Origin of the sequence: Nocardia sp. NPDC050717 (assembly GCF_040654275.1) — a bacterium.
In the GTDB taxonomy this organism is placed as follows: domain Bacteria; phylum Actinomycetota; class Actinomycetes; order Mycobacteriales; family Mycobacteriaceae; genus Nocardia.
In genome coordinates this window covers 594,795-617,153 of record NZ_JBFAHR010000001.1, presented here as the reverse complement: position 1 = coordinate 617,153, position 22,359 = coordinate 594,795, and the positions used below count along the sequence as shown (strand labels likewise).

24 protein-coding genes and 1 tRNA gene are annotated in these 22,359 nt (G+C 70.5%); 14 read left to right on the top strand and 11 right to left on the bottom strand.

All coding sequences use genetic code 11. The features are described from left to right. Positions 1-16 precede the first annotated feature (16 nt). On the top strand, positions 17-3,160 hold the full coding sequence (locus tag AB0H56_RS02840; RefSeq protein ID WP_357157829.1) for a BTAD domain-containing putative transcriptional regulator: 3,144 nt from the start codon (positions 17-19) through the stop codon (positions 3,158-3,160). Here the strand turns inward: AB0H56_RS02840 and AB0H56_RS02835 are convergent. Together AB0H56_RS02835 and AB0H56_RS02830 are read right to left on the bottom strand one after the other, a co-directional pair. Continuing rightward, on the bottom strand, positions 3,144-3,914 hold the full coding sequence (locus AB0H56_RS02835) for an ABC transporter permease (RefSeq protein WP_357156394.1): 771 nt from the start codon (positions 3,912-3,914) through the stop codon (positions 3,144-3,146). The genes AB0H56_RS02840 and AB0H56_RS02835 overlap by 17 nt on opposite strands. Then, positions 3,911-4,855 carry an ATP-binding cassette domain-containing protein gene (locus AB0H56_RS02830; RefSeq protein ID WP_357156392.1) on the bottom strand — a complete coding sequence of 315 codons (945 nt, stop codon included), beginning with the start codon at positions 4,853-4,855 and terminating at the stop codon, positions 3,911-3,913. Before AB0H56_RS02830 ends, AB0H56_RS02835 begins: the two co-directional genes overlap by 4 nt. Positions 4,856-4,999: 144 nt before the next feature. On the opposite strand from AB0H56_RS02830, the gene AB0H56_RS02825 reads away from it, so the two are divergent. From AB0H56_RS02825 to AB0H56_RS02800, 6 genes are all read left to right on the top strand, one after another. After that, positions 5,000-5,893 (top strand): EamA family transporter, encoded by an 894-nt coding sequence (locus tag AB0H56_RS02825; protein WP_357156390.1) that lies wholly within the window; start codon positions 5,000-5,002, stop codon positions 5,891-5,893. Next, positions 5,890-6,462 carry an NADPH-dependent FMN reductase gene (locus AB0H56_RS02820; RefSeq protein ID WP_357156388.1) on the top strand — a complete coding sequence of 191 codons (573 nt, stop codon included), beginning with the start codon at positions 5,890-5,892 and terminating at the stop codon, positions 6,460-6,462. The genes AB0H56_RS02825 and AB0H56_RS02820 overlap by 4 nt, the downstream gene beginning before the upstream one ends. 9 nt (positions 6,463-6,471) lie before the next feature. Further along, positions 6,472-7,989, top strand: a complete 1,518-nt coding sequence (locus AB0H56_RS02815; RefSeq protein ID WP_357156386.1) for an MFS transporter — start codon at positions 6,472-6,474, stop codon at positions 7,987-7,989. 62 nt (positions 7,990-8,051) lie between these two features. Beyond that, positions 8,052-8,582: a MarR family transcriptional regulator gene (locus AB0H56_RS02810; RefSeq protein ID WP_357156384.1), complete on the top strand. Its 531-nt coding sequence runs from the start codon at positions 8,052-8,054 to the stop codon at positions 8,580-8,582. A 116-nt stretch (positions 8,583-8,698) separates the two neighbouring features. Further along, complete coding sequence (locus AB0H56_RS02805) at positions 8,699-9,106, top strand: YciI family protein (RefSeq protein WP_357156382.1); 408 nt, start codon at positions 8,699-8,701, stop codon at positions 9,104-9,106. Then, positions 9,103-10,248 (top strand): DUF6596 domain-containing protein, encoded by a 1,146-nt coding sequence (locus tag AB0H56_RS02800; protein ID WP_357156380.1) that lies wholly within the window; start codon positions 9,103-9,105, stop codon positions 10,246-10,248. The genes AB0H56_RS02805 and AB0H56_RS02800 overlap by 4 nt, the downstream gene beginning before the upstream one ends. Before the next feature lie 43 nt (positions 10,249-10,291). Here AB0H56_RS02800 and AB0H56_RS02795 read toward each other — a convergent pair whose 3' ends face one another. Beyond that, complete coding sequence (locus tag AB0H56_RS02795) at positions 10,292-11,128, bottom strand: helix-turn-helix transcriptional regulator (RefSeq protein WP_357156378.1); 837 nt, start codon at positions 11,126-11,128, stop codon at positions 10,292-10,294. Positions 11,129-11,203: 75 nt separating this feature from the next. Here AB0H56_RS02795 and AB0H56_RS02790 point away from each other — a divergent pair, with 75 nt between their 5' ends. Together AB0H56_RS02790 and AB0H56_RS02785 are read left to right on the top strand one after the other, a co-directional pair. Next, positions 11,204-11,827 (top strand): hypothetical protein, encoded by a 624-nt coding sequence (locus AB0H56_RS02790; protein ID WP_357156376.1) that lies wholly within the window; start codon positions 11,204-11,206, stop codon positions 11,825-11,827. A gap of 53 nt (positions 11,828-11,880) precedes the next feature. Beyond that, positions 11,881-12,417, top strand: a complete 537-nt coding sequence (locus AB0H56_RS02785) for a nuclear transport factor 2 family protein (protein WP_357156374.1) — start codon at positions 11,881-11,883, stop codon at positions 12,415-12,417. Between the two features lie 301 nt (positions 12,418-12,718). Here the strand turns inward: AB0H56_RS02785 and AB0H56_RS02780 are convergent, their stop codons facing one another. Next, the gene (locus AB0H56_RS02780) at positions 12,719-13,570 is read right to left on the bottom strand and encodes an alpha/beta hydrolase (RefSeq protein WP_357156372.1); all 852 of its coding nucleotides are present in this window, start codon (positions 13,568-13,570) and stop codon (positions 12,719-12,721) included. Positions 13,571-13,741: 171 nt separating this feature from the next. After that, the gene (locus tag AB0H56_RS02775) at positions 13,742-14,560 is read right to left on the bottom strand and encodes an alpha/beta hydrolase (RefSeq protein ID WP_357157826.1); all 819 of its coding nucleotides are present in this window, start codon (positions 14,558-14,560) and stop codon (positions 13,742-13,744) included. A 186-nt stretch (positions 14,561-14,746) separates the two neighbouring features. Between AB0H56_RS02775 and AB0H56_RS02770 the strand changes: the two genes are divergently transcribed. Beyond that, positions 14,747-15,493, top strand: a complete 747-nt coding sequence (locus AB0H56_RS02770) for an AraC family transcriptional regulator (protein WP_357156370.1) — start codon at positions 14,747-14,749, stop codon at positions 15,491-15,493. Here the strand turns inward: AB0H56_RS02770 and AB0H56_RS02765 are convergent, their stop codons facing one another. From AB0H56_RS02765 to AB0H56_RS02740, 6 genes are all read right to left on the bottom strand, one after another. After that, positions 15,494-15,694 (bottom strand): hypothetical protein, encoded by a 201-nt coding sequence (locus AB0H56_RS02765; RefSeq protein WP_357156368.1) that lies wholly within the window; start codon positions 15,692-15,694, stop codon positions 15,494-15,496. A gap of 103 nt (positions 15,695-15,797) precedes the next feature. Beyond that, positions 15,798-15,870, bottom strand: a tRNA-Ala gene (locus tag AB0H56_RS02760). A gap of 98 nt (positions 15,871-15,968) precedes the next feature. After that, positions 15,969-16,994: a gephyrin-like molybdotransferase receptor GlpR gene (glpR, locus tag AB0H56_RS02755; protein WP_357156366.1), complete on the bottom strand. Its 1,026-nt coding sequence runs from the start codon at positions 16,992-16,994 to the stop codon at positions 15,969-15,971. 136 nt (positions 16,995-17,130) lie between these two features. After that, the gene (locus AB0H56_RS02750; protein WP_357156365.1) at positions 17,131-17,781 is read right to left on the bottom strand and encodes a GNAT family protein; all 651 of its coding nucleotides are present in this window, start codon (positions 17,779-17,781) and stop codon (positions 17,131-17,133) included. A 12-nt stretch (positions 17,782-17,793) separates the two neighbouring features. After that, positions 17,794-19,053 (bottom strand): gephyrin-like molybdotransferase Glp, encoded by a 1,260-nt coding sequence (gene glp / locus AB0H56_RS02745; RefSeq protein WP_110039732.1) that lies wholly within the window; start codon positions 19,051-19,053, stop codon positions 17,794-17,796. Positions 19,054-19,099: 46 nt separating this feature from the next. Next, positions 19,100-20,026: a UTP--glucose-1-phosphate uridylyltransferase gene (locus tag AB0H56_RS02740; protein WP_233000767.1), complete on the bottom strand. Its 927-nt coding sequence runs from the start codon at positions 20,024-20,026 to the stop codon at positions 19,100-19,102. A gap of 89 nt (positions 20,027-20,115) precedes the next feature. Here AB0H56_RS02740 and AB0H56_RS02735 point away from each other — a divergent pair, with 89 nt between their 5' ends. The 4 genes from AB0H56_RS02735 (at position 20,116) to mscL (ending at position 22,340) form a co-directional block, all read left to right on the top strand. Then, on the top strand, positions 20,116-20,703 hold the full coding sequence (locus tag AB0H56_RS02735) for a 5-formyltetrahydrofolate cyclo-ligase (protein WP_357157823.1): 588 nt from the start codon (positions 20,116-20,118) through the stop codon (positions 20,701-20,703). A gap of 69 nt (positions 20,704-20,772) precedes the next feature. Beyond that, the gene (locus AB0H56_RS02730) at positions 20,773-21,051 is read left to right on the top strand and encodes an FmdB family zinc ribbon protein (RefSeq protein WP_357156362.1); all 279 of its coding nucleotides are present in this window, start codon (positions 20,773-20,775) and stop codon (positions 21,049-21,051) included. Positions 21,052-21,140: 89 nt separating this feature from the next. Further along, the gene (locus AB0H56_RS02725) at positions 21,141-21,812 is read left to right on the top strand and encodes an SAF domain-containing protein (protein ID WP_357156360.1); all 672 of its coding nucleotides are present in this window, start codon (positions 21,141-21,143) and stop codon (positions 21,810-21,812) included. A 123-nt stretch (positions 21,813-21,935) separates the two neighbouring features. Continuing rightward, positions 21,936-22,340: a large conductance mechanosensitive channel protein MscL gene (gene mscL, locus AB0H56_RS02720; protein ID WP_357156358.1), complete on the top strand. Its 405-nt coding sequence runs from the start codon at positions 21,936-21,938 to the stop codon at positions 22,338-22,340. Positions 22,341-22,359 lie beyond the last annotated feature (19 nt).

Here is a 22,359-nt window from a genome sequence, read left to right as displayed (position 1 = left end):
TGACGTGCAGGGCACAATGGGCCGGGTGCAGATCGGAATGCTTGGACCGCTGGAGATCCGAACGCAGGACGGTGGGTCGATAGCGATACCGGGCGCTCGCCTGCGCACGCTGCTGATCGCCCTGGCGCTCGAGCCGGGCCGCGCGATCGCGAAGTCGCGACTGGTCGACCTGATCTGGGGCGAACAGCCACCCGCCGACGCGGCGAATGCCCTGCAGGCCCTGGTCTCCCGGCTGCGCAGGCTGCTGCCCGACGGCGCGATCGAGGTGCGGGCAGGCGGCTACCAGCTGGCCGTCGCGCCCGACGCGGTCGACGCGGTGCGCTTCGAACAGCTCCTGGACCGGGCTCGCGGCGGCGACGACGCGCGCCAGGCCGAGCTGCTGCGCGAGGCCATCGGGCTGTGGCGCGGCGCGCCGCTGCCGGACGTGGGCGAGAACGAGACCTTCGGCGCGGTCATCGCGCGCTTCGACGCGCTGCGCCTGGCCGCCACCGAGGACTGCTACGAGGCCGAGATCCGCCTCGGCCGCGGCGCCGGGCTGGTCGCCGAGCTCACCGATCTCGTGGCCGAGCACCCGGTGCGGGAACGACTGGTCGGCGCGCTGATGCGGGCGCTGGGCGCCGCGGGGCGCGGTGCCGAGGCGCTGGTGGTGTACCAGAACGCGCGGGAGGCGCTGGCCGACGAACTGGGCGTCGACCCGTCACCGGAGCTGTCCGAGCTGCACGTGGCGCTGCTGCGCGGGGAGATCGGCGCGCGCCCGACCGAGCGCACGACGAACCTGCGCGCGGAACTGACCAGCTATGTCGGCAAGCGCGCCGACATCGCCGCCGTCCGCGAACTCATCGCCGCGCACCGGCTCACCACCGTCACCGGGCCCGGCGGCTCCGGCAAGACCCGCCTCGCGGTGGAGACCGCCCGGACCATGCTCGCCGACCTGCCCGACGGCGCCTGGCTGGTGGAACTGGCGGCCACCGACGGCGGCGGCGACCTGGCCCAGACCGCCTTCGCCGCCCTCGGCCTGCGCGACGCGCTGCTCGGCGACGCCCCGAACACCGATCCGATGGACCGGCTCGTCGCCGCGATCCGCGATCGCGAGACGCTGCTGATCCTGGACAACTGCGAGCACGTCATCGACACCGTGGCCGCGTTCGCCCACCGCCTGCTCGGCGAGTGCAGGCGCCTGCGGATCCTCGCCACCAGCCGGGAGCCGCTCGGCATCACCGGGGAGGCGCTGTGGCAGGTCGAACCGCTGACGGTGCCCGCCGCGGACGCCGACCCGGCCGCGATCGAGTCCTCGCCCGCCGTCGCCCTGCTGCGCGACCGGGCGGGCGCGGTCCGCAAGGATCTCGCGACCGACGCCGCCACGCTGGCCACCATGGCCCGGATCTGCCGGGCGCTGGACGGGATCCCGCTGGCGATCGAACTGGCCGCGGCCCGCCTGCGCACGCTGTCGCCGGATCAGCTCGCGCACCGCCTCGACGACCGGTTCCGCCTGCTCACCGGCGGCAGCCGCACCGCGATCCCGCAGCATCGCACGCTGCGCGCGGTGGTCGACTGGAGCTGGGAACTGCTCACCGACGCCGAGAAAGCGGTGCTGCGCAGACTCTCGGTGTGCGCGGGCGGCGCGAATCTCGAAGCAGCCGAACGGGTCTGCGCCGACAGCACCGTGGTCGAGGAGTGGGAGGTGCTCGACCTGCTCACCGCGCTGGCCGAGAAGTCGCTGCTGGTGGTGACCGAGGACGAGAACCCGCGCTATCGCATGCTCGAGACCATCAAGCAGTACGCGGCCGCCCGGCTCGACGAGGCCGGCGAGACCGATGCCACCCGCCGCGCGCACCTGACGTACTTCACCGAACTGGCCGCCACCGCCGAGCCGCACCTGCGCCGGGCCGAGCAGCTGACCTGGCTGGGCGTGCTCGGTGCCGAACACGACAACATCGCCACGGCCATGCGCGGGGCGCTCGCGGGCGCCGACGCCGCCGCGGCGATGCGGCTGGCGGCCGCCGCGGGCTGGTACTGGTGGCTGGCCGGCTACAAGGCCGAGGGCACCGAATTCGTGCTCGCCGCCGCGGCGGTGCCCGGCGAGGTGGACGACGCGACCCGGGCGACGGTGTACGGCCTGATCGTGCACTTCCTCACCGCGGGCCGCAATGACGAACACCGGGTCGAGGACTGGATCCACCGGGCGTATCACCACGGCCGCGACGCCGGGGGCGGCCATCCGACGCTGCGGTTCAGCGTCGCGCTGGAACGGATGCTGCGCGGCCCGGACGAGTACCTGCCCGCGTTCGAATCGCTGCTCACCGACGAGGATCCGTGGGTGCGTGCCCTGGCCCGGCTGCAACTGGGGAAGCTGCGCACCGTGCTCGGCCATGACGGGTCGGCGGCCGACGAGCATCTCGAGCAGGCGCTCACCGAGTTCCGCGCCATCGGCGAACGCTGGGGCATGTCCTTCGCGCTCACCGAACTGGCGAACCGTACGGCCATGCGCGGCGAATTCGCGACGGCGGTGGAACTTTTCGAGGAGGCCATCGCGGTGGTCACCGAGGTCGGCGCGGTGGAGGACCTGGTCCGGATGCGCGCGCGGCAGGCCCAGCTGTACTGGCTGCTCGACGACCCGGCGGCCGCCGCCGCGGCGCTGGCGGAAGCGCAGCGGTGCGCCGATCAGTCGGGCTGGCCCACCTCGCTGGCCGAGGTGGCCCTGGTCGGTGCGGAACTGGCCAGGTGGAACGGTGACACCGACGTGGCGCGCGAGCGGATCGACCTCGCCCGCACACTCCTCGGCGCCGATGCCGAGCAGCCGACCGTCACCGCCATGGTGCACGACCTGCTCGGCTACCTCGCCGACGATCTCGACGAGGCGCGCGAACACCACGGCGTCGCCTTCCGCGCGGCCTCGGCGGCGGGTCACGCGCCGCTGCTTGCCCAGATCCTCGTCGGCATCGCCGATCTGGCCCTGCGCGCCGGGGAGTACGAGCGGGCCGCCGGCCTGCTCGCGGCGGGCAACGCGACGCGCGGGCTGCCGGACCTCTCGCTCCCGGACGCGACCCGCATCGAAGCGCGGACACGAGAACGCCTCGGCGAAGCGGACTTCACCGAGGCGCTGCGGGCGGGGACGCGGACGAACGGACCTGAGCTGGCCGCACTCACGCTCGCCGGGTGAACGTGGCGCGCGACCACAGGTAACCGAGGACGGCGAACCCGGCGCACCAGGCCAGCGCCGCCGCCGTGTGCCCGCCGGACGGGTTTCCGGCGAGGAAGCCGCGGACCGATTCGATAATCGGCGTGAACGGCTGGTACTCGGCGAACTGGCGCACGCCGGGACCCATCTTCTCGGCGGGCACGATCGCGCTGCTCAGGAAGGGCAGCATGATCAGCGGCACCACCGACATCCCCGCCGCCTCGGGCGTCTTCGCCGACATCCCGAGGGCGACGGTGAGCCAGGCGGCCGCGAAGGCCGTCGCCACCAGGACACCGAGGGCGCCGAACCAATCCAGCGCGGTCGCGGGCGAGCGGAAGCCCAGCGCGAAGCCGACGCCGATGACGGCGGCGATGGCGACGACGTTGGTCAACATGCCCGCCACGACGTGCCCGGTGAGCACGGCGCCCCGGGAGACGTCCATGACCTTGAACCGGTTGATCACCCCGGTGGTCATGTCCGAGCTCACCGCGACCGCGGTCCCGGACAGGCCGTAGCTCACCGCGAGCATGAGCATGCCGGGTACCGCGTAGTCGATGTAGTTCTCGCCGACGTCGAACGCGTCACCGAAGACGTAGACGAAGATCAGCATCATCACCACGGGCATCAGCGCGGCGTTGAAGATGGTGATCGGGCTGCGGGTGATGTGGGTGAAGTTGCGGCGCAACATGATCGAGGAGTCGACCAGCGCGGCGGACAGGGTCGTGGTGGTGCTCATCGTGCTTCGGCCTCCGTGGTGGCGTGCCCGGTCAGGGCGAGAAAGACGTCGTCGAGATCGGGGGTGTGGATCGAGACCTCGTCGGCCTCGATCGAGTGCGCGTAGAGCCGATCCAGCAGGGCGCGCAGGGTTTTCGTGCCGCCGTCACCGGGCACCCGGACCGTCAGCGACTCCGCGTCGGCGGTCGCGCCGGGCAGGATCGCGGCCGCCGCGGCGACGGCGGCGGCGTCGGTGAACCGCAACCGCAGGTGGCTGCCGGGCACGCGGCGCTTGAGCTCCTCGGCGGTGCCCTCGGCGACGATGCGGCCCTGGTCGAGGACCGCGATCTTGTCGGCGAGCTGATCGGCTTCCTCGAGGTACTGGGTGGTGAGGAAGATGGTGACGCCGTCGGCGGTGAGTTCCCGCACGATCTCCCACATGGTGCGGCGGCTGCGTGGATCGAGCCCGGTGGTCGGTTCGTCGAGGAACACGATCTGCGGCTTGGTCACCAGGGTCATCGCCAGATCGAGCTTGCGGCGCATGCCGCCGGAGTAGCTCGCGGCCTGCTTGCGCGCCGACTCGACCAGGTCGAATCGTTCCAGCAGTTCGGCGACCACCCGCTTGCCGTCGCGGCCGCGCAGGCGGTGCAGGTCGGCCATCAGGCGCAGGTTCTCCTCGCCCGTGAGCAGGGCGTCCACGGCGGCGAACTGGCCGGTGACGCCGATCGCGGCGCGGACCGCCTTGGTCTCGGTGGCGAGATCGTGGCCTGCCACGCGGACGGTGCCGCCGTCGGGTTTCAGCAGGGTGGTCAGGACGTTCACGGTGGTGGTCTTGCCCGCGCCGTTGGGACCGAGCAGCGCGAAGATGGCGCCCGCGTCGACGGTGAGGTCGATGCCGTCGAGGATCGTCTTGTCCCCGTAGGCCTTCCGCAGCCCCGAGGCCGCGATTGCTGTGCTGTTCATGGTGACGACCGTCGCCGGAGCACCTGACACCGGGCTGACATCGGCCTGACATGCCCCTCCCATCTGTCTCGATATCAAGATACTTGACATCGCCATTGTTGATTTGCAACTATCTCGATGTCGAGATTAATGGAAGGGAGGGACATGGCCACCATCGCTACGAAGCCGGTCACCCCGGTCGTCCGGGGCGGACTGGTGCGCGACGCGCTGCTCACCGCCGTCGCCCCGGCGAGCTTCGGAACCGTCTACGCCGCAACGACTTTGCTGCCGCCCGATCGTCCGCTGCTCGCGGCCACCGTGCGGGCGCTGCCCGCGGGACTGCTGATCGTGGCGTTCGTCAGGACGCTGCCCCGCGGCGCGTGGTGGTGGAAGACCACCGTGCTGGCCGTGCTCAACTTCGGCGCGTTCTTCCCGCTGGTGTTCGTGGCGGCCTACCGGCTGCCGGGCGGGATCGCCGCCGCACTCGGTTCGGTACAGCCGCTCATCGTCGCGGTGCTGTCTGTGCCGCTGCTGGGGGTGCGCACGCCGCGCGCGGTCGTGCTGGCCAGCGTGGCCGTCGCCCTCGGGGTAACAGTGATGGCGGGTGCGGGGCCGGTCCTGCCCGACCCGCTCGGCATCGCCGCCATGCTGGCCGCGACCGCGCTGATCGGCACCGCGATCGTGCTCGGCAAGAAGTGGGGACCGCCGGTCCCCGCGCTGACCATGGCGGGCTGGCAACTCACCCTCGGCGGGTTGATGCTGCTGCCGCTGACCCTCGTCGTCGAAGGCCGCCCGCCCACGATCACCGCGACCAACCTGCTCGGCTACGCCTACATCGGCCTCGTCGCCACCGCCCTCGCCTACGCGCTGTGGTTCCGCGGCGTGCAGCGGCTACCCGCCACCTCGGTCTCGCTGCTGACCGCCGTCAATCCGCTGGTGGCCACCGTCGTCGGCTTTCTGCTCTTCCGCCAGACCCTGGGCCCGTGGCAGATCACGGGTTTCGCCATCGCCCTCGTCGCGCTCGTCGTGGGCCAATCGATGAACAGGAGCACCACATGACCACCACCGCACCGGAATTCCGCGTCCTCGCCCTCTCGGGCAGCCTGCGCGCCGACTCCTACAACACCGCGCTGCTGCGGGCCGCCGCCAAGCTCAGCGCGGGCACGGTGCATATCGACCTGCATCCCGGCCTCGGCGACTTGCCGCTCTACAACCAGGATCTCGAGGCCGGCGAGCTGCCCGCGGCGGTGCGCGAACTGCATCAGCGCGTGCTGCGCGCCGACGCGCTGCTGATCGCCACTCCCGAACACAATGCCTCGATTCCGGCCGCGTTGAAGAACGCGATCGACTGGATGAGCCGGATGCCCGACGGCGCCCGGATCGCCGGCAAGCCCACCGCCATCGTCGGCGCCTCGCCCGGCCCGCTCGGTTCGGTCCGCGCGCAGCTCGCGCTGCGCCAGATTCTCGGCAGCGTCGGCGCCGACGTGCTCGCCAAACCCGAGGTCATCGTCTTCCAGGCGCACGAGCGCTTCGACGACGCGGGCACCCTGACCGACGACTACACCGAGACCCTGCTGATCGAGCTGACCGGCGCGCTGACCCGCCGGATCGCCTCCCGGCGCCAGTGAGGAATCGCCATGTCCACCAGCATCATCGAACCCAGCTCGGCCAGGGCCGGAGCCAGACAGTGGCTCGGCCTCGCCGTACTCGCCCTGCCGACCCTGCTGATCGCGATCGACCAGAGCGTGCTGTACCTCGCGCTCCCGCACCTCGCGGAAGGATTGCGGCCCACCGGAACCCAGACGCTGTGGATCATGGACATCTACGGCTTCATGATCGCCGGCTTCCTCATCACGATGGGCACCCTCGGTGACCGGATCGGGCGCCGCAGACTGCTGCACATCGGCGCGGTCGCCGTCGTCCTCACCTCGATCGCGGCGGCCTTCGCGCCGAGCGCGGAGGCATTGATCCTGGCCAGGGCCCTGCTCGGCGTCGCGGCCACCACGCTGATGCCCTCGACCCTCGCGCTGATCAGTACCTTGTTCCGCGACCCGAACCAGCGGGCGGGCGCCATCGCGGTGTGGGCGGGCTGCTTCATGGGCGGCACCGCGCTGGGGCCGGTCGTCAGCGGCGTGCTCCTCGAACACTTCTGGTGGGGTTCGGTCTTCCTGCTCGGCGTACCGGTGATGCTCGTGCTGTTGATCGCGGGTCCGCTGGTGCTGCCCGAGTACCGCGATCCGGCCGCCGGGCGCATCGACCTGCCCAGCGCGGCCCTGTCCCTGGTCGCGGTCCTCTCGCTGGTATTCGGGGTGAAGGAGGCGGCCAGAGACGGTCTCGGGGCCGGGCCGGTCCTGGCCGTCGTGCTCGGTCTCGGCCTCGGCGCGGTGTTCGTGCGGCGGCAGCGCCGGCTGGTCAGCCCCCTGCTGGATCTGCGGCTGTTCGGCATCGCGGCGTTCACGGCGGCGCTGGTGATCCAGCTCGTCTCGATGTTCGGCAACGGCGGCGCCTACCTGTTCATCACCGGATTCCTGCAGTTCGTCCACGGTCTGTCGCCGCTGACCGCGGGGCTGTGGATGATTCCCGCGGTGCTGGCCTCGATCCTGGCGGCCCAACTGGCCCCGGTGCTGACCAGGCGGTTTCCTCCCGGCGCGGTGCTCGCTGCCGCGCTACTCATCGGCGCGGTGGGATATCTGCTGCTCACCCAGGTCGAACCGGTGGGTGGACTGCCGGTGCTGATCGCGGGTTTCGTCCTGATCTTCACCAGCGTCGGCGCCTTCAGCGCGCTCGGCACCAACCTCGTCGTCGGCGCGGTGCCACCGGAGCGCAGCGGCTCGGCGGCCGCGCTCGCCTCGATCAGCGGCGATCTCGGCATCGCGCTCGGCATCGCCACCCTGGGCAGCCTCGGCTCGGCGGTCTACACCAGTGCCTTCGACCCGCCGGCCGGTCTGCCGGCCGAGGTCACGGGGACGGCGGCCACCAGCATCGAGAACGCCAGTGTCGCAGCGCGCTCCCTGCCCGCCGACATCGCGGGCGCTGTCCTCGACGCCGCGCGGCAGGCCTATACCAGCGGCCTCAACGCCGTGGGTCTGGCCTGTGCCGTGGCCGCCGCGCTCAGCACCGTCATCGCGCTGACGGTCCTGCGTGCCCGCCGCTGAGCCGGACCCGGGCGAATTCTCGACATCGAGATACGCTCGGCGCAGACCGTGAGGGAGGACAGATGACCGATACCGTCGATGTGATCATGGAGCTGTGGCGGCAGGAGGCGCCCGAGCTGGGCGAGGACCTGTGGCCGGTCGCGATCGTCGGCCGGGTGCAGCGGCTCTCGCGGCTGCTGGACCGCGCGCTCAAGGAGGTCTACGCCGCGCACAGCCTCGAGGTGTGGGAGTTCGACGTCCTCACCACGCTGCGCCGGTCCGGCCCGCCGTACGAACTGACTCCCGGCGCGCTGCTCGAGGCGGCGATGATCACCTCGAGCACGGTCACCAACCGCATCGACCGGATGGAGGCCAAGGATCTGGTCGAACGGGTCCGCGACACCAACGACCGCCGCTCGATCCGCGTCCGGCTCACTCCGCACGGCCTCGAGGTGGTCGACCTGGTGTTCCGGGAGCACCTGGCGAAGGAGGCCCAACTACTCCCGGACTACTCGCCCGAGGACTACCAGCGCCTCACCGGCGAGCTCCGCAGGCTGCTCGAGCACTTCGGCGACCGCCTCGACCGCGACCGCGCCACGGGCCGCCAGAAATAATTCTCGAGAATTGTCGTCGGGGATGTCGAGAACGGCGACGCGGCTCCGTCCCAGGGGTACGAGCAGCCGGGAACGGCCCGCTCGCACACACCGACCACAGTCGAAAGGCGACGATCATGGCCAAATATCTGCTGCTCAAGCACTACCGCGGCGCACCGGCGTCGGTCAACGACGTGCCGATGGACCGGTGGACCCCCGAGCAGGTCACCGCGCACGTGCAGTACATGCAGGACTTCGCCGACAAGCTGGAGTCCACCGGCGAGTACGTCGACAGTCAGGCGCTCTCGCCGCAGGGCACCTTCGTCCGCTCGGACGGCGCGGGCCGCCCGCCGGTCACCGACGGTCCGTTCGCCGAGACCAAGGACCTGATCGCCGGCTGGATGATCATCGACGTCGACACCTACGAGCGCGCGCTCGAACTGGCCGCGGAGCTGTCGGCCGCGCCCGGCGCGGGCGGGAAACCGGTGCAGGAATGGCTGGAGCTGCGCCCGTTCCTCACCGCGACGCCGACGACCACCGAGTGAACGAGTCGCTGCTGCGGGAGCTCGTGCCCGCGGTGATCGGCATCCTCGTCCGGCGCGGAGCGGAGTTCGCGGCGGCCGAGGATGCCGTGCAGGAGGCCCTGATCCGCGCCTTGGAGAGCTGGCCCGACGAGCCGCCGCGCGACCCGAAGGCGTGGCTCGTCGCGGCCGCCTGGCACAAGTTCGTCGATGCCGTGCGGGCCGAGAGTGCCCGGCGGGGTAGGGAACTCACCGTCGAGTACGAACCACCCCGCGGCCCGGTGCCCGGCACCGACGACTCGCTGTGGCTGTTCTTCCTGTGCGCGCACCCCTCGCTGTCGCCCGGTTCGGCGGTGGCACTGACGCTGCGCGCTGTCGGCGGCCTGACCACCCGCCAGATCGCGACCGCGTACCTGGTGCCCGAAGCGACCATGGCGCAACGCATCAGCCGGGCCAAGCGCCGCATCGAGGGACTCCCGCTCGATCGGCCCGGCGACTTGTCCACGGTCCTGCGCGTGCTCTACCTCGTCTTCAACGAGGGCTACAGCGGCGATCTCGACCTGGCGGCCGAGGCGATCCGCCTCACCCGCCAATTGGCCTCCGCGAGCGACGATCCCGAAGTCGACGGCCTGCTCGCCCTGATGCTGCTGCACCATGCCCGTCGCGCGTCCCGCACCGGACCGGGTGGGCGCCTGATCCCCCTCGCCGAGCAGGACCGATCCCGCTGGGACACCGGGCTGATCGCCGAGGGCGTGGCGATCCTGCAAGCAGCCCTGGCCCGCGACCGCCTCGGCGAATACCAGGCCCAGGCCGCGATCGCCGCCCTGCACGCCGACGCGCCGACCGCCGCCGACACCGACTGGGTCCAGATCGTGGAGTGGTACGACGAACTCCTCGCCCGCACCGACAGCCCGGTCGTGCGGCTCAATCGCGCGGTGGCGGTGGGTGAGGCCGACGGGCCGCAGGCGGGACTGGCCGAACTGGCCAAAGTGGACCCGAACATCCCGCGCCACAATGCCGTTCACGCCTACCTCCTCGAACGCGCGGGTGACCTGGATCGCGCCGCCGAACTGTACGCGTTGGCGGCCAGGGAGGCCACGAGCGTTCCCGAACGCGATCACCTGACCCGCGAGGCCGCCAGGGTGCGCTCCGCGCGAGACGCGTGATCCGGAAGCGGGCCGACTGCGCCATGCCCACGCGGGCAAGGGGTCACCTGCGGTCGTTCCTTCCCGCGCGCGAAAGCCGTTGCCCTTCCACGTCCTTGGCCTCGGACATCTCGACCAGAATCCGGCGGGTGCGCTCGTCGGCGGGGAAGAACATCTCGACGGCGATCTCGTCCAGAGTCACGTCGCGCGGGGAGCCGAAGACGGTGACCGCGTAGAGCAGCGACATCGGGCCTGCCTCGGTGTCGAGGAGCATCGGGGTGCACAGGTCGGCGTCGAATTCGCCGACGAGTTCGCCCGGATCCGCGGCGGCCGGGTAGCTCTCCAGTTCCGCGAGCAGGTCGGCCAGGGCCGGGTCGGCGGTGCGGTCGAGCTGGCGGCGTACCCGCCGAAGCGTGTGTCGGCGCCACTGCGCGTGGTTGCGGATCTGCCCGGCCAGACCGTCCGGATGCAGGGTGGCGCGCAGCATGTTGGTGCGCGGTGCGCGCAGGTGCGCCGGCACGACGGCCAGAAATCCCGCCATGGTTCGGTTGGCGGACAACAGGTCCCAGCGCGCGTCGACCACCACGGCCGGATTCGGCTCGTGGCCGGCGAGCACGGCCTCGACCGCTGTGCGCACCCGCCCGAGGTCGCGCAGTGGGCGTTCGGTGTGCACCGGCGCGTATCCGGCGCGCAGGTAGAGCTGGTTCCTGGCGCGCAACGGCACGTCGAGTTCGTCGCACAGGCGCTCGATCATGTCGCGGCTCGGTACGGCCCTGCCGGTTTCGATGAAGCTGAGGTGGCGCGCCGACAGCCCGGCGGCCAGGGACAACTCGAGCTGGGTGCGTCGCCGACGCTCGCGCCATTGCCGTACCAGCGGTCCCACCGTCGGCTGCTCACCCATGCCAGCCACTCTAGGGTTCGCCACCTTACCTCCGGCGTAATCGACTGCGCGCCCGCGCGAATCCACGATGGAACCATGTTCCTCATCGAGATCTCGCACCCGGCCGGCACCTACACCGCCGACGACCACGCCGCCATCGCCGCCGCCATCGTCAAGGCGATGACCAGCACCGACGACGCTCCCGAGGCGACCATGCGGCGCGCCCGGCGGATGACCCACGTCGCGTTCCGTGAGCTGCGCGACTGGCACACCGGCGACGGCCCGATCGACACGTCGTCGGCGCCGCCCGTGCTCGCCACCATCACCCTGCCCGAGGACTGGTGCGACGAATCGGGTCCGCACATGATGGGCACCGTCCGCGCCGCCGTCCGCCGCGTCGACCGCGCCCGTGGCTGGACCCGCGCGGGCGGCGACCTGTGGGTGAACGTCGTCGGCGTCCCCAACGGCCGCATCGGCCTCGACGGCAAGCCCACCGACGGCGACGGCGTGATGGCTTACCTCACCGCCGACTTCCAGGCCCTGCTCGCCACGGGCGAATACACCGTCCCCGAGGGCAAACTCCTCGACCCGATCTGCGGCATGACAGTCACCATCGGCCCACACGCGATCACCCTCGACCACGCCGGCGAAACCATCGGCTTCTGTTCACGCGGTTGCCGAAACGCCTTCGCCACGCAACACGACCTGACCGTCGCCTGACATTCGCCCGCGCCGCGTCGTCGAACTACCGAACCTCTCGGAACGGAGACACGATGACATCGCACGAGCCCGCGATCAGAGCCCTGCTGGCGAGCCGCACCGAGGCGCAGCGATCGAAGGACATCGACCGTCTGATGTCCTGCTACGCACCCGGCATCGTCTACTACGACGCCGTCGCACCCCTCCGGTTCACCGGCACCGCCGAGGTACGCAGCAACTTCCTGCGCTGGTTCGACGGCTACGACGGCCCCATCGGTCTGGAGACCCACGACCTGACCGTCGTCACCGCAGGCGACATCGCCTTCGCCCACATGCTCCACCTGGACTCCGGCACCCACCGGGGTGGCATCGAACTGTCGATCTGGGTCCGCGAAACCGTCTGCCTGCGCCGCACGAACGGTCAGTGGTCGATCACCCACGAACACATCTCCCTGCCCATCAGCCCGAAGAACTTCCAGCCCTGGTTCGCCATCGACAAGGACTCGACGGCCGGGGAAGGCCGCACGATTTTCGGGCTGGCCGGACGTAGCGTCGCCACCCGCCTCGGTGCGTACGCCAGTCGCCTCCGAGTGCGGGTGGCACGGCAGTGACATCCCGGTCTCACCGAGGTGCGCGGATCGCACGACGGCGACCCGCGCGATCGCACCAGGGAACGCGGGTGACACGGCGATGACCCCCGCGGTCGCACCAGGCAGCGCGGGTGACACGGCGACGATCCGCACGATCGCACCAGGCAGCGCGGGTGACACGGCGATGACCCACACGATCACACCAGGCAGCGCGGGTCACACGGCGATGACCCACACGGTCGCACCAGGCAGCGCGGTGAGTGGTGGGACCGGGGCTGGCGCGGGCGGCGTGCTCGCTACCGTTTCCCGCTGACGACCACGGTCACAAGGCGAGCATCGCAGCGGCGATTCGATCGGCTGAGGCATCGCGCAGGGCGGTGCCCATGTCGTTGATGATGAGCAGTCGCGCGCCCGGGATCTCGGCGGCGAGGGCCTCGCCGTTGCCGACGGGGAAGAACGGGTCGGCGCGCCCGTGCACCACGAGGGTCGGGATGTCGAGCTCGCCGAGCCGTTCCCGCCAGCGCGGTCGACAGTCGATCCTGGAAAACACCATCCCCAGCTGGTTCGCCTCATGCACCGCCGGATCGCTCGACGGCGTGCGATCCCAGATCCGCGCCGCCGTCTCCCGCGCCTGCACCGGATCGTTGCCCAGCAGTTCGGCTCCCGACGCCGCGAACTCCGCGACGGCCGCCCGATCCGCCCAATCCGGCATCGGCTGCGAGAACAGCGCCCCCATGACCGCGTGATCATGATCGGGCAGATCCGCGTCGACCGGCCCCGGCGCCACCGCCCTGGTACCGACGAGCGTCAGCGCCGACACCACCCCCGGATGATCCAGCGCCGCCACCTGCGCCACCATCCCCCCGACCCCGACCCCACCGAGGTGCGCACGCCCCACCCCGAGCGCATCGACCAGCCCCGCCGCATCCGCTGCGAGATCACGCAGGCCGTACTCCGGATGCTCCGGATCGACCGTCGTCGACGCCCCCGAGTCCCGCAGGTCGTACCGAACCACCCGCCGCCCGCCCGCAGCGACCCGCTCACACAACGCATCCGGCCACGACAACATCGTGGTCCCCCCGACAAGCAACACCAGCGGATCATCCCCCCGCCCAAAACTCTCGACCCCGAGCTCGACCCCATTCACCCGCACCGAACCCACTACCCCAACCATCCAGAACTCCTGTCCATCGGCTCCAGGAATACCGACGGCAGCCCCCTCCGAAATTCATCGGCAACCCCGCAACAATGCGATTCGGGGCAACCCCGTGCGACCGGCCGGCCGGAAGATCCTCGACGACACCGCGATCGGCCCATAAGGCGTGCATTCCGGCCGACGTGTCGTCTATTCGAGTGCGCGGGCGAGACTCAGGCTCAACGCATCGCAGTCCTCGAGCATCGCGAGGTGCCCGACTCCGGGGAGGTATTCCAGCTCGGCGCCCGGCACCGCTGTGTACTGGCGCGCCGAAGCCGGGTCCCAACGTGGGTCGGAGTCTCCGAAGATCACGGAGACGGGCTTTCCGGCGTCGATGAGGCGCTGTGGTACCGACCGAGCGGCGATGTAGTCGATGTTGGCGGCGAGAATCGCGCGGAAAGCTCGATACGGTGTCCGCCGCAAGTCGGCGACCACCTCGTCGGGCACCGTGATCGGGGCCGCCGCGGTCGCCGCCAGTCCGCGGCGGATCATCGAGTCGTTACGGATCGACCAGATGAGCGGCCCGATCGGTGGGGCGACGAGCACCCTCAGGATGGCCGGTTCGGGGAGAAGGGCCGCGGGGCTCGGCCCGGTGCTCACCAGGATCAACCTGCCGACCAGGTCGGGACGACGCTCTACAAGAGCGGTGCCGACATAGCCTCCGCTGGAGTGACCGACGACGTCCAGTTTTCGGATACCGAGTTCGTCCACTACGGCGGCTATCCGATCCGCCTGCTCCGCAACGGCATACGTCGAAGCCGACTCGGACCGGCCGCATCCGGGGAGGTCGACCGTGATCACTCGATGTCCCCTGGCCAGGGTCGGCACCACCCCTGCCCACGTGGAACCGGTCGCGCCCGAGCCGTGGATGAGCAACAAGGGCGGCGCCGCCGGGCTCCCGTCGATGACGATGTGCAACCCGCGCACTGTCGTCGAGAGTCGCGCCTGGTCTGGAGTAGATTTGGTCATACCCGAAAGCATCGTCGCAGGCGGCCACGCCGTATTGAACGAATGTCACGCTCGCGGCCGCGGTCCGCACGTCTGCTGATCATCCGAAAGACCGTCTAATCTCGAGGCATGACCGCAACCGGCAGATTGGACTGGAGCCGGGTCGATGTCGCGGTTCCGGTCCGACGCCCTGCTCCGGGGGTTTGGATGGCGGGTTTCCGATACCACGACGATGCCTCGGTCGACATCACGATGATCCCGCATCCGATGGTCACCCTCCTGTTCGATCTCAGCGAGCAGGTAGTCGTCTACGACCCGCTCGGGCGCTCGGTCACGGGTGACACGATCGTCGGTCTCGACGCGGGTGCCGTACGCGTTGCCGGCGCGGGCGTCGGCGAGGTCCTGCAGATCCGCATGTCTCCCGTCGTCGCCGCGGCGATTCTGCGCGACACCGACGTCATCGGCGGTGCGGTGACACCGATGCGGGAACTGTGGGGCAGCTGCGCGGCGGCCCTGAGCGAACGACTGCGTGCGACGCCGTCATGGGACGATCGGTTCGCACTGGCCGCGGAGTTCCTGCACGGGCGGGCGGCCCGCCGATTCGGTGTCGCGCCCGAGATCGCGTACGCCTGGAATCAGACCGTCAGCGCCAGAGGGCTACTCCGCGTCGAGGACCTTTCCCTGGAGACCGGCTGGACGCGCCAGCGCCTGTGGTCGCGCTTCCGCGCGCATCTCGGGGTTTCGCCCAAGCGTGCGTGCGAACTCGTACGCTTCGATCACGCCGCCCACCTCCTGGCGGCCGGACGCCCGCCCGCGGATGTGGCCGCCGAGGCGGGCTACGCCGACCAGTCCCATCTGCACCGTCGAATCAAGTCGATTGTCGATCTGACCCCCACCGGCGTGGCCAGAGCACCATGGCTTGCGATCGACGAAGTCGCCTGGCCGGCAATCTGATTACACGTGCGGCGCCGACAACGCCCCGATCGCACGGATCGCCGCCGCGGTCTCCCGTTGGGCTTCCGCCTGCGCGAGAGCGGCGTGCGCCTGCGCCTGCGCGATCACGTTCCGTCGCTCCGCTTCGCTGACCTCCGCCCCGGCGGTGAGCTCCTCCAGCAGCGCCTCGGCCCTCTGCTTGTGGGTGGTGTAGTCGTCCATCGGGCGATTATCACACCCTGCTCGCTGTTCGACATATCGCCCGGAAACGAATCAGGCCGGACTCCGATGACTTCTCGGAATCCGGCCTGACCCGTACATATTGTGGAGCTAAGGGGAATCGAACCCCTGACCTTCTCGATGCGAACGAGACGCGCTACCAACTGCGCTATAGCCCCGTGCGGCTCTGGCGAACCGCGCTGTGACACTGTATCAGGCGTTGCGCCCGGATACCGAATCGGTACTCTGACCTGCCGTTTTAGCGTGGTTCCACCAGTTACTCGCCGACTGCCCTGCCGAGGTCTTCGACCCGGGTGCGGAGGGCGCGCGCGGTGGCTGGGTCGAAGGTTTCCAGGTGCTCGAACATCGGGTCCTCGTCGTCGGTGTCGAGCAGGCTGGAGCGCCGGCGCAGGGCGCGCGCGGTGTCGCGGTCCATGGTGCGGCGGGTGGTGGCGGCTTCGGGGGTGGCGGTTTCCTCGCGGCGCTTGCCGCGGGTGAGGCGGGCCGCGCGCCGACGACGGATCTCCTCTTCCACGTGGACCTGCTTGCGCAGGTAGGCCAGGTAGCCGACGAGCACGGCCGTGGACAGGCCACACGCCCACCAGAACATCGAGTTCAGCAGCAGGCCGAACGCGGCGAACAGGATGGTGGCGATGATGAGGCCGAGCACGGCGCGCTGCCGGAAGCTGTAGCGGGCGGCGCGGGCGATGGCGTCGGCCTCGGGGTCGTAGCCGCCGCGACCGCGTCGGTTGGGCACGAAGTCCTCGTCGTCGGCGTCGTCCTCGGGGGCGGGGACGTCTTCGAGCCGGGCGGGCGGGGCGGGCGGTATCCGGGCGGCGACTGCCGGGTCGGCGGCCTCCTCCTCGTCGCCGGTCGAATCGGGTTCGGTCGCGGCCTCTTCGACGGCCTCGGCCGCGGAATCGTCTACCGTGGAACGGTCTTCGGCTCGGTCCTCGGCGTCGTCGCGGTCCGCCTCGGACGCGGCTTCGAGTTCCGGTGCGGGGGTGAGCAACTCGTCGTCAGCTTCGGTGACGGGCTCGTCGGCCGATGTCGTCATCCGATCCTCCGAATCAGTACGGTGGGGGCGCTTGGTGAGCACACGGGGGCGGTAGTCGGGGTCACTGTCGTGACCGCCCGCAGCCCCGATGCGAATTCGTCGTTCAGCCCCGCCACGGTGCAGCACGCGCGTGGCGAGTGCGGCATCGGTGGTGCGGCGGATCCGGGGATGCCGGTCCGCCAGGATGGGGAACAGGACGAAGACCCACAGCACGACAAGCCCGATCCACAAGATCGAATTCGGCATCGCGGTCTTCACCTCCCGTCCCCGCCTGCGTGTTGTCCGTCTGTGGACGCACTACCGACGTCCGTAGGTTAATTCGGGCATGCCTGCCCGCGCGGCAGGCGCGCCGTGCACACCTGCCACATGAGTAACAGAAATTTCACGGCAGCGCCGCTCTACCCTCCCTGACCAGGCGGTCCACCACCGTGCTCAGGACTTCCTCGACCGTCAAGCCCACCAGCAGGTGATCGCGCCATTCGCCGTCCACATCGAGGTAGCGGCGCAGCATGCCCTCTTCCCGGAACCCGACATTGCGCAGGACCGCCTGGCTGGCCAGGTTCTCCGGCCGCACCGTCGCCTCCACGCGGTGCAGGCCGACCGGCCCGAAGCAGTGGTCGAGGCCGAGCGCGAGCGCGGCGGTCGCCACGCCCTGCCCGCCGAGATCCTTGGCCACCCAGTAGCCGATCCAGGCCGAACGCAGCGCGCCGCGCACGATGTTGCCCACGGTCAGCTGTCCGCTGAACTGCCCGTCGACCTCGATGACCAACGGGATCATCGCGCCGCGCCGCGCCTCGGCCTTCAGGCTCGTCCACAGCGACGGCCAGTTCGACGCGTGGTTGCGCGCCTCCCAGCTGCCGCGCCCGGTCGGCTCCCAGCGTTCCAGGTGGTCGCGGTCGCGCAGCCGGATGCGGCTCCAGGCCGCGGCGTCGCGAAAGCGCACCGGGCGCAGGGTCACCTGGCCCGCCGCCACGTTCACCGGGCCGAGCCGTGCGGGCCAGCCGGGATGCTGACCCGACCGGAATACGTTCATCGACTCCACGTTTCAGCCGCGCTGCGCCAGGAACGCCACTCGAACCTCGTCGCCGGTGCGGAACTCGGTGTCGTCGGGGTCGACCACGATCAGGCTGTTCGCCTCGGCCAGCGTCGCCAGCAGGTGCGAGGACCCGCCGTTGCCGTTGCCCAGCGGCTGCACCAGGTAGTCACCGGTGGCCTCGTCGCGCAGCAGCTGCGCGCGCAGGTACCCCTTGCGGCCCGGCATCGAGGTGATCGGAGTGATCGTGCGGGCGTTGACGATTCGGCGCATCGGCTGCCTGCGGCCCAGCGCGATCCGGATCAGCGGACGCACCATCACCTCGAAGACCACCAGCGCGCTCACCGGATTCGACGGCAGCAGGAAGGTGGGCACCTCGTCGCGGCCGAGCCGCCCGAAGCCCTGCACCGAGCCGGGATGCATCGCCACCCGGTCGACCTCGAGTTCGCCGAGCCCGTCCAGCGCCTCGCGCACCTGCTCCGAGGCCCAGCCACCGACCGCGCCCGCGATCACCACGACCTCCGAGCGCACCAGCTGGCCCTCGACCACATCGCGCAGCCTGCGCGGATCGGCGCTGACGATGCCGACCCGGTTGACGTCGGCGCCCGCGTCACGCGCGGCCGCGGCCAGCGCGTAGGAGTTCACGTCGTAGACCTGACCCGGCCCCGGGGTGCGGTCGATGTCGATCAGCTCGCCGCCGATGGAGATCACCGACAGCCGCGGCCGCGGATGGACCAGCACCTTGTCCTGGCCGACCGCGGCGAGCAGACCCACCTGCGCGGCGCCGATGATGGTGCCCGCGCGCACCGCCACGTCACCGGGCTGCACGTCGTCGCCGATCCGGCGGACGTAGTCGCCCGAGCGGACCGGCTCGAAGACCTTGATCCTGGCGCGGCCGCCGTCGGTGAAGTCCAGCGGCAGCACCGCGTCGGCGAGGGTCGGCAGCGGCGCGCCGGTGTCGACGCGCACCGTCTGGCGCGGCTGCAACCGGATGGGCTGACGCGACCCGGCGACCACCTCGCCGACCACCGGCAGGGTGAGGTCGATGAGCTCGCCCTCCTCGTCGCGCACGTCGGTGCCCGCGGCGGCGACATCGACGCTGCGCACGGCGTAGCCGTCGATGGCGGCCTGATCGAAGCCGGGCAGCGGTCGTTCGGTGACGACGTCCTCCGCGCACAGCAAACCCTGGGCCTCGGATATCGCGACCCGGACCGGCCTTGGCGCGACCGCGGCCGCGGTGACCTTGATCAGCTGATCCTCAACCGAGCGCATCGAGCTCCTGTGTCTATCGGCGTCTGCCTGCCTGTTGTGCTTGTCGCTACGCGTTCGGGGCCTGGGGGTCCCATTCCGGGCTCAGCCGGAAGTTCAGCCACTCACGCAGTTGCGGACCGTATTCCTCCCGCTCGAGGGCGAAATCCACGGCAGCTCGAAGATAGCCGCCCGGGTTGCCCAAATCATGGCGCGACCCACGGTGCACGACCACATGGACCGGGTGCCCCTCGGCGATCAGCAGCGCGATGGCATCGGTGATCTGCAGTTCTCCGCCCGCGCCCGGCTCGATGCGGCGCAGTGCGTCGAAGATCACGCGGTCGAGCAGGTAGCGTCCGGCGGCGGCCAGGGTCGACGGCGCGTCGGCCAGTTCGGGCTTCTCGACCATGCCGCGCACGCGCAGCACATCGGCCTCCGCGCCCTCGGTGAGGTCTTCCACGTCGAAGACGCCGTACGCGCTGACCTGCGACTTCGGCACGTCGATGGCACACAGCACCGAGCCGCCGCGCTCCCGGCGCACCCGGCTCATCGTCTCCAGCACACCGCACGGCAGCACCAGGTCGTCGGGCAGCAGGACCGCGATGGCGTCCTCGTCGTCGTCGAGGACTGCCTCGGCCTGGGCGACCGCGTGGCCGAGACCCAGCGGCTCCTCCTGCACGACCGAGGTCACATCGAGCAGCGCCGGGGCCTTGCGGACCTTCTCGAGCAGCGCGAACTTGCCGCGCTCGGCCAGTGTGCTCTCCAGCACCAGGTCCTCGACGAAGTGCGCGACCACGCCGTCCTTGCCCGGCGAGGTGACGATCACCAGCCGGTCTGCGCCGGAGTCGGCGGCCTCGGCGGCGACCAGTTCGATGCCGGGGGTGTCGACCACCGGCAGCAATTCCTTGGGCACCGTCTTGGTGGCAGGCAGAAACCGGGTTCCGAGTCCGGCCGCGGGGACCACCGCAGTGCGGAAACCGGAAGTCTTGTCTGTCATGCGTATACCCTATCCATTCTGCGTGGGCGTCCGATCGCCTTGTCGCGACGATCCGGCGTCGGCAAGAGCTTAGGGTGGTCGCTGTGGAGATGCCCGGTGAGCGCACCAAATATGCGTGGCGCGATCACATCCTGGCCGAACGTGCCCAGCTCGGGGCCGCCGAGCACGCCGCGGAAGCGGCGGCGCTTGCCGCCCGGATCGCCGCGCTGGCCGGGCCCGACGTCGTGGTGTGCGCCTACGTCCCGATCCGGCGCGAACCCGGCGATCTGCGCATGCTCGACGCGCTGCGCGAGCACGAAGCCACGGTGTTGCTGCCGGTGACCGGCGAACCGGGACCGCTGAGCTGGGCGCGCTACGAGGGACCGGACTCGCTGCGCAAGGCCCGCTTCGGCCTGCTCGAACCGACCACCCCGACGCTGCCGCCCTCGACCGTGGCCGAGGCCGCGACGATCCTGGTCCCCGCGCTGGCGGTGGACCTGCGCGGGGTGCGGCTCGGCCGCGGCGCCGGCTACTACGACCGCACACTCGACGCGGCCGATCCCGCCGCGCGCCTGATCGCGGTGGTCCGGGACACCGAGCTGGTCGAGCGCCTGCCGGAGGAGCCGCACGACCTGCGGATGGGCTGGGCGTTGACGCCCGGCGGCGGATTGCGCGAGCTGGGGCTTTCCCCGGAATGAAACGGCGATTGGCGAGGTTGGCACTGTCGGCGGTAGAGTGCTAGATCGACGAGACCTGCGGAGGATCCTGTGCCAACTTATTCGTACGCGTGCACCGAGTGTGACAACCGCTTCGACATCGTTCAGTCCTTCTCCGACGACACGCTGACGGAATGCCCGCAGTGTTCCGGAAAGCTGCGGAAGCTGTTCAACTCGGTCGGCATCGTCTTCAAGGGAAGCGGCTTCTACCGCACCGACAGCCGTGGTGGCGCGTCCACCGCGAGCGAGCCCGCGAAGTCGTCCTCGGAGTCCAACGGCAGCAGCACCCCCGCGCCGAGCGCGAGCACCGCGCCCGCCGCCGCGAGCTGATCCCTCCGGAGTTATCCACAGCCCCGTAGTTGTCCACAACCAGGACTTTCCGGGGCTGTCCCCCGTCGCCGCGCTCCTAGGCTCGCGACATGACTCGCAGTCTTGCCGATCTGGGGCGTGGCAGCTCCTGGCGCTTCGCCCTGGGTAACCGCCCGGCCTGGGCCGATGCCCTGCTGGCGCGCCGCGTCCTTGCCGGTGCGCTGGCGCTCACGGCGCTGGTGCTGTTCGTCCGCGGCGACCCGGGCGCCACCCGTCGCGAGGTCGTCGTCGCCGCTCGCGACCTGGTGCCGGGCAGGCTGCTCACCGCCGACGATCTGCGCGTCGAGCGCTACGAATCCCGTTCGCTCCCTTCCGGTTCCGTCGCCGAGACCACCACACTGCTCGGCGCCACCCTCGCCGGCGCGATGCGCACCGGCGAGGCCTTCACCGATCTGCGCGTCGTCGGCCCACGCCTGGCCGCGGCCGCCGCGGGCAGCGCCGACGCCAGGATCGTGCCCATCCGGCTCGCCGATTCCGCGGTCGCCGAGGTATTGCGGGCGGGCGACCGGGTGGACGTCGTCGGCGTCGAGGACGCCGGTGCGCCCGGCGCGAGCAGACCGGCGCGCACCCTGGCCACCGACGCGGCCGTCGTCCTGGTCACCGCGCCCGGCGAGCGACGCTCCGGCACGGAACGGGTGGTCCTGGTCGCGCTCGACGCCGAGTACGCCGCGGCCGTCGCGGGCGCCTCGCTACGGACGGCGCTCACCGTCGTCTTCCACTGAGGCCGCGGCGAGGAATGTCCGCGACTCCAAATTCCGGTTAGCGCGCGATTTGCCGCAACCCTGATTAACATCAGGACGAACCAGCACGATCGTTCGCAGCTTTACGAGAATGGAGCGCAACGCATGCTCAAGGGTTTCAAGGATTTCCTGCTCCGTGGCAACGTGATCGACCTGGCGGTCGCCGTCGTCATGGGTACCGCGTTCGTCGCCATCGTCACCGCGTTCACCAACGGGATCGTCAACCCATTGCTGGCGGTGTTCGGCGGGTCCAACGAGGTAGGACTCGGTTTCCAGCTGGTCGCCGACAAGCCGGCCACGTTCATCGAGGTGGGTCCGATCATCACCGCCGGAATCAATTTCCTGCTGATCGCCGCCATTCTGTACTTCGTCCTGGTGCTCCCCGCAGCCTCGGCGAAGAAGCGATTCTCCAAAGAGGACGAGAAGCTCAGCGACAGCGAGGTTTTGCTGCAGATTCGCGACCTGCTCGCCGATCAGCACAACAGTGCGGGCGGTAAGCACGAATTCTGATCGGGGACCCAGGGATCGG

What these genes read in the sequence shown, in the direction of transcription:
- AB0H56_RS02770 (WP_357156370.1), top strand. Translation starts at nt 14,747, where the DNA reads ATGGCGGGTTTCCGATACCACGACGATGCCTCGGTCGACATCACGATG.
- AB0H56_RS02835 (WP_357156394.1), bottom strand. Translation starts at nt 3,914, where the DNA reads ATGAGCACCACCACGACCCTGTCCGCCGCGCTGGTCGACTCCTCGATC.
- AB0H56_RS02790 (WP_357156376.1), top strand. Translation starts at nt 11,204, where the DNA reads ATGTTCCTCATCGAGATCTCGCACCCGGCCGGCACCTACACCGCCGAC.
- AB0H56_RS02725 (WP_357156360.1), top strand. Translation starts at nt 21,141, where the DNA reads ATGACTCGCAGTCTTGCCGATCTGGGGCGTGGCAGCTCCTGGCGCTTC.
- AB0H56_RS02795 (WP_357156378.1), bottom strand. Translation starts at nt 11,128, where the DNA reads ATGGGTGAGCAGCCGACGGTGGGACCGCTGGTACGGCAATGGCGCGAG.
- AB0H56_RS02840 (WP_357157829.1), top strand. Translation starts at nt 17, where the DNA reads ATGGGCCGGGTGCAGATCGGAATGCTTGGACCGCTGGAGATCCGAACG.
- mscL (WP_357156358.1), top strand. Translation starts at nt 21,936, where the DNA reads ATGCTCAAGGGTTTCAAGGATTTCCTGCTCCGTGGCAACGTGATCGAC.
- AB0H56_RS02805 (WP_357156382.1), top strand. Translation starts at nt 8,699, where the DNA reads ATGGCCAAATATCTGCTGCTCAAGCACTACCGCGGCGCACCGGCGTCG.
- AB0H56_RS02785 (WP_357156374.1), top strand. Translation starts at nt 11,881, where the DNA reads ATGACATCGCACGAGCCCGCGATCAGAGCCCTGCTGGCGAGCCGCACC.
- AB0H56_RS02775 (WP_357157826.1), bottom strand. Translation starts at nt 14,560, where the DNA reads ATGACCAAATCTACTCCAGACCAGGCGCGACTCTCGACGACAGTGCGC.
- AB0H56_RS02740 (WP_233000767.1), bottom strand. Translation starts at nt 20,026, where the DNA reads ATGACAGACAAGACTTCCGGTTTCCGCACTGCGGTGGTCCCCGCGGCC.
- glpR (WP_357156366.1), bottom strand. Translation starts at nt 16,994, where the DNA reads ATGCCGAATTCGATCTTGTGGATCGGGCTTGTCGTGCTGTGGGTCTTC.
- AB0H56_RS02820 (WP_357156388.1), top strand. Translation starts at nt 5,890, where the DNA reads ATGACCACCACCGCACCGGAATTCCGCGTCCTCGCCCTCTCGGGCAGC.
- AB0H56_RS02735 (WP_357157823.1), top strand. Translation starts at nt 20,116, where the DNA reads ATGCCCGGTGAGCGCACCAAATATGCGTGGCGCGATCACATCCTGGCC.
- AB0H56_RS02810 (WP_357156384.1), top strand. Translation starts at nt 8,052, where the DNA reads ATGACCGATACCGTCGATGTGATCATGGAGCTGTGGCGGCAGGAGGCG.
- AB0H56_RS02830 (WP_357156392.1), bottom strand. Translation starts at nt 4,855, where the DNA reads ATGAACAGCACAGCAATCGCGGCCTCGGGGCTGCGGAAGGCCTACGGG.
- glp (WP_110039732.1), bottom strand. Translation starts at nt 19,053, where the DNA reads ATGCGCTCGGTTGAGGATCAGCTGATCAAGGTCACCGCGGCCGCGGTC.
- AB0H56_RS02815 (WP_357156386.1), top strand. Translation starts at nt 6,472, where the DNA reads ATGTCCACCAGCATCATCGAACCCAGCTCGGCCAGGGCCGGAGCCAGA.
- AB0H56_RS02750 (WP_357156365.1), bottom strand. Translation starts at nt 17,781, where the DNA reads ATGAACGTATTCCGGTCGGGTCAGCATCCCGGCTGGCCCGCACGGCTC.
- AB0H56_RS02780 (WP_357156372.1), bottom strand. Translation starts at nt 13,570, where the DNA reads ATGGTTGGGGTAGTGGGTTCGGTGCGGGTGAATGGGGTCGAGCTCGGG.
- AB0H56_RS02825 (WP_357156390.1), top strand. Translation starts at nt 5,000, where the DNA reads ATGGCCACCATCGCTACGAAGCCGGTCACCCCGGTCGTCCGGGGCGGA.
- AB0H56_RS02765 (WP_357156368.1), bottom strand. Translation starts at nt 15,694, where the DNA reads ATGGACGACTACACCACCCACAAGCAGAGGGCCGAGGCGCTGCTGGAG.